The organism is Escherichia sp. KTE172 (genome assembly GCF_000408845.1).
Lineage (GTDB): Bacteria > Pseudomonadota > Gammaproteobacteria > Enterobacterales > Enterobacteriaceae > Escherichia > Escherichia coli.
Genome location: NZ_KE137317.1, coordinates 1 through 4,619, shown reverse-complemented (window position 1 = coordinate 4,619; position 4,619 = coordinate 1). Strand labels below are relative to the sequence as shown.

1 protein-coding gene and 2 pseudogenes are annotated in these 4,619 nt (G+C 49.8%); all 3 read right to left on the bottom strand.

Annotated elements, in window-relative coordinates:
• Positions 1-565 precede the first annotated feature (565 nt).
• Positions 566-2,767, bottom strand: a complete 2,202-nt coding sequence (gene iutA / locus G434_RS00090) for a ferric aerobactin receptor IutA (protein WP_000973519.1) — start codon at positions 2,765-2,767, stop codon at positions 566-568.
• A 25-nt stretch (positions 2,768-2,792) separates the two neighbouring features.
• Positions 2,793-4,126, bottom strand: a pseudogene (iucD, locus tag G434_RS00095) (NADPH-dependent L-lysine N(6)-monooxygenase IucD).
• Positions 4,123-4,524 (bottom strand): annotated as a pseudogene (locus G434_RS00100) (ferric iron reductase); the annotation flags it as partial. The pseudogenes G434_RS00100 and iucD, both read right to left, overlap by 4 nt.
• Positions 4,525-4,619 lie beyond the last annotated feature (95 nt).

The following is a 4,619-nucleotide window of genomic DNA, read 5'->3' as shown; positions in this document are numbered from 1 at the left end:
TAGCTGAACAGGAGGGACAGCTGATAGAAACAGAAGCCACTGGAGCACCTCAAAAACACCATCATACACTAAATCAGTAAGTTGGCAGCATCACCTTCATGGTATTGGTAATATGACAATATTTTAGAGAGTATATTTTATTCATTATAAAATGCCCCGTAATATTTATCTCACAATGATTATGATTAGTGGATACGCCCCTACATTTCCAGACAGCTGTTATCACTTAATCTATTACTGGCCCGCAGCCGTAGATATTCTAGCCACGGTGGTAACGAGTATCCGGAAGAGATTCCACTTACACTCTTTCAATCCTATTGCAAAAGCTGATTTACTCAACAGGATTAAAAGAGGGAGTTTGATACAATTTATTTCACTTTTTGTTAGAATACTAATTCTTTTCTTGTATTTTTTTGAGGAAATGAGCACGGAACACGACATAATCTGTAGTCAGTAAAGAGTCTATCCTCCCTGACTACAGATTATGTCGTGTATTATATGATATCAACTTGGCTGTCAGCGGCCATGTTGATATCAGCGTACCTTTGTTGTAAAGGAATACCGGTCAGAACAGCACAGAGTAGTTCAGACCAAAGGTTCGGCCCCTGCCTTTGTAGTCGTACAGTGACGCTGGGCCGTAACCCGGGCTGTAGTACAGTGGTGCACGCTGCCCCCAGACAGTGGTGTAGTCACGGTCGAAGAGGTTTTCAATGCTGAAGCTGAGTGTACCCACCGGAAGCTGATAACTGCCGAGCAGATCCACGGTGGTATAGCCATCGACCTTGTAGCCCTGCGCGTCGCTCACGTCAAAGGAGGTGGTGCTCTGCACGCGCAGACTCCACGGGTCCGGTGCCCAGCCAATGTAGGCTGTCGCTTTTGATGGGCTTGCTGTCTTCACATCGTATTTCTGCCAGGTACCGTTCACTTTCGACTCAGTTTTCAGCACGTTGAAGTTCACTCCGGTACTCCAGTCAGTATCAGGAATCAGGTAGTCCACCGCACCTTCCACGCCGTAAATACGGCGTTTGTCGTCCACCACGCTGATGGTCAGATCTTTATTCGCCACCACGCTCTTATCAGAAATCGAATAGTAGGCCGCGATTTGGGTACGCAGATTATTGCCAGTAAAGCGCCAGCCCAGCTCATAAGAATCGACTTTCACGCCTTCCAGCTTGCTGTCGCTGACGTTCACACTCTTTGTTAGAGGAAGATGGCCGTTCACTGCAGCACCATAGATGCCGCGACCATAGTATTTACCCGGGTCCGGCAGCTCCACGCCCTGGGAGAAGTTGAGCCATGCCTGCTGGCGTTCGGTGATGTGCATCAGCAGACCGGCGTTGAACAGGAAGTTGTCGTAATCGACTGAGCCGCCAGGAATGGCGTCGGCGGATGTAGCCTTCCCGGCGGCAATCTGCCGTTGCTGCGCGTAGCCGATGAAATCATCAATCTTGTTTTCAGTGTACTGATAGCGTACGCCACCGTTGAGGGTAAAGAGATTATTGATGTCATAGCCTGATTGCAGGAAGGCCGCCAGGTTGGTGATGTCATACGACGGATAGCGCCCGGTGGTGTAAATCTTCTTGTTGTTCAGCCCTCCGGAAGCGCTTGCCTGAGCCAGGTCGAAGAACATCTGGTTGGAGGTAAAGCGCTCATGATCAGCATCCAGCCCCCAGGTGATTTGCCAGCCGTCCATCGGTTTGCTGTTCAGAGTCAGTTTCATGCCGTACTGGTCGGTGTCCTGCTGTGACGAAGAGAAAGCCGTCACCTGTTTGTTCGCATTTACCGTCGGGAACGGGTAGAATCGCAACGACTCATCGCGGTAGTAAACCTGACCGACCAGCTCCTGTCCCAGAAAAGCGCTGTCAGAGTACTGCAGGCTGATCAAATGCCGCTCAGTGCCGGGAATACGGTCGGAATTCAGCCCGTTACTGACGAATGGCGTGCTGGTCCCTCTGATGGCAGAGAAGCCTTTCCCGAGATTAAGCCCGTAATCGTCGTCGCCCTGGCTTTTATAGTACTGTGTGATCAACTGAAGCTGCCGGGATTCATCGATGTTCAGCGTACCAGTTCCCATGATGTCCAGCCGATCGGAGTACTGCAGGCCGGTCTGGGTGTTATCAAGCAAGGTGGCATCGCCGTTACCGTCAAACCAGCCGCCAAATTTCTGATATGCCACGGAAAGACGTCCGGAGATATGCTCATTTCCGCCGGAGACAGCTCCGGCAATGCGTTCATCGTGATCTTTACTGCTGCTAAAGCCACTTTTGGTGCCAGCCTCAAACTCCATCATGGTTTCCGGCTGGCCTTTTTTGGTCACGATGTTGATCAGGCCACCGGTACTGCCGCCGCCGTACAGGGACGTCGCACCGGAGATCACTTCAATATGGTCGATATTAAAAGGATCTATAGAGTCCAGTTGTCGGCTGTCGGTACGTGAAGAGTTGAGACGCACGCCGTCAACCAGCACGACCAGCGGGCGGCCACGCACATTCATACCGTAGTTGGTGCGGCTCCGGCTGCTGACGTCAAGGCCAGGGATCAGCTGAGCCAGTGCGTCTTTAAGCTCTTTGCCGCCCTGAATCTGCTGTTCCAGTTCGGCGTTTTCGATAACCCAGGTGGTTTGCGCCATCTCCGCTACGGTGCGATTGCTGCGGTTGGCAGACACCACGAACGTTTCATCATCGGTTTGTTGAGCGACTGCTGGCGCCATCATGGTAAGAAGCAGTGGGTTGAGAGCCCAAAGCGTATACTTTTTGCTTATCATCATTATTCCTCCATACGGGCGGAAAAAATCAGCCCAAAGATGCTGTGTAGCGAGTTAAAGAAGCAGCCTCCGGCTGCGTTTTCCCTAGGTGCCGCTGCGCCACTGAATCAGGGCGGGCGGCATACTGAGATCGAATAAATCACGTCCCATTACGCGATTAAGAATACGTGCAGATCTCCATGCCATCAGGCTGAGCTGGGGTTCGGCGATGCCATGGGTTTGCATACTGGCGTTGACCACGAAGATGTTGTTCTCTTTCGGGCCACTCCATTCCAGAGTGAAGTCATCACGCACTTTAAAGGTGTTCTTATCGTGCATGGTGATCAGGGGCATCAGTGAGGGAAGTATTTGTGGCAACGCAGAACGGTAACCTGTGGCGAAAATCACCACATCACTTTCCAGGCTCTCCCTGCCCTGATCCAGATGATGCTCCATCAGCAACTTCCAGCCAGGACCACTACTTTCCAGAGTTGTTACCGAGCGGCTGGGTAGCAGACGGATATTTCTTGGTTTTCTCAGAACTTCAAAACGGTGGTACAACTCACGATAAATGGTCAGTAAAGAATCGGCAGTGATGCCATCCGATGTCATTTTCTGCTCATCCAGTAACTGATGGCGAATATCTTCCTCCAGTCCGGAGAAGCCTGAAATATATTCAGGTGTAAAATACTCATCAGCAAAAGCAGCCTCATCCAGTGCGTTAAAATTATTACGCCGGGAGACCCAGTTTATTTCCGCCGCTTCTCCCCATTCCCCGCGTAATGCATTAAGGAACAGGTCTGCACCACTCTGTCCTCCACCAACCACGGTTATCCGTTTTCCACTAAGGTCCGGCCGACGAAGATTCATTTCACTGGCATGGAAACAGGATTGTGTCATATGCTTCACACAGGGTGGTAAATAAGGTTGTTTTCCTGTACCAAGGCAGATATTGCGGGCAAAATATTCTCCCTGGCTGGTTTGCACCAGAAACAATCGACGTTTTTTATCGAAATCAATGTTTTCAACGGTATGACTGAAATACAGGTTATTCATATCTTCAGCAGCCCAGCGGAGGTAGTCAGAAAACTCTTCACGGGATACTGTACGTAGTCTGCTTGTAAGGAAGCGATAGAACTTTTTGTGCTTCACCAGATAGTTAACAAAACTGTAGGGATTTGTAGGTGCAACAGCACTGACCAGATCTTTCAGAAAGACGGTCTGCATATGACAATCCGGTACCAGCATACCCGGATGCCAGGAAAAATGAGGATGTTCATCAAAGAAGAGACAGTCCAGTTCTTCGATCTGATGTGACAACGCAGCAATGCTGAGATTAAATGGCCCTGTCCCTACACCAATAAAATCGACACTTTTTTTCATGATTCATATTCCTGAGTTACCAGCCACAGCGGATTTTGCAGATCCTCAAGGTAATTCGGCAGCATGCGGCTGCCGCCATCCAGATCAGGCCAGGTCAGTTTTACCGGGTTCAGCACCACGCGAATGATTTGTGGCCTGAAAAGTGAGAAAAGCGCAAAACGCTCTGACATTTGTGGATGTTTTTTCATGTAATCACTCAACACTGCTGCCAGCAGTTGATAAAATCGCCTTTCAGGTACGCCAAGACGAACCATCAGTGGCGAAATAAAACGCAGTACTGTCACGAAGTGACCCGTCTGCAAATCATGGATTAAGTAGTCCGCACTCAGGCGGGATGTAACATCACGAACCTCCTGAGGCAAAGAGTCCATTTCGGGGAACTCTTCTTTCACCAGTCGGGTGATGCTGCCAACTTACTGATTTAGTGTATGATGGTGTTTTTGAGGTGCTCCAGTGGCTTCTGTTTCTATCAGCTGTCCCTCCTGTTCAGCTA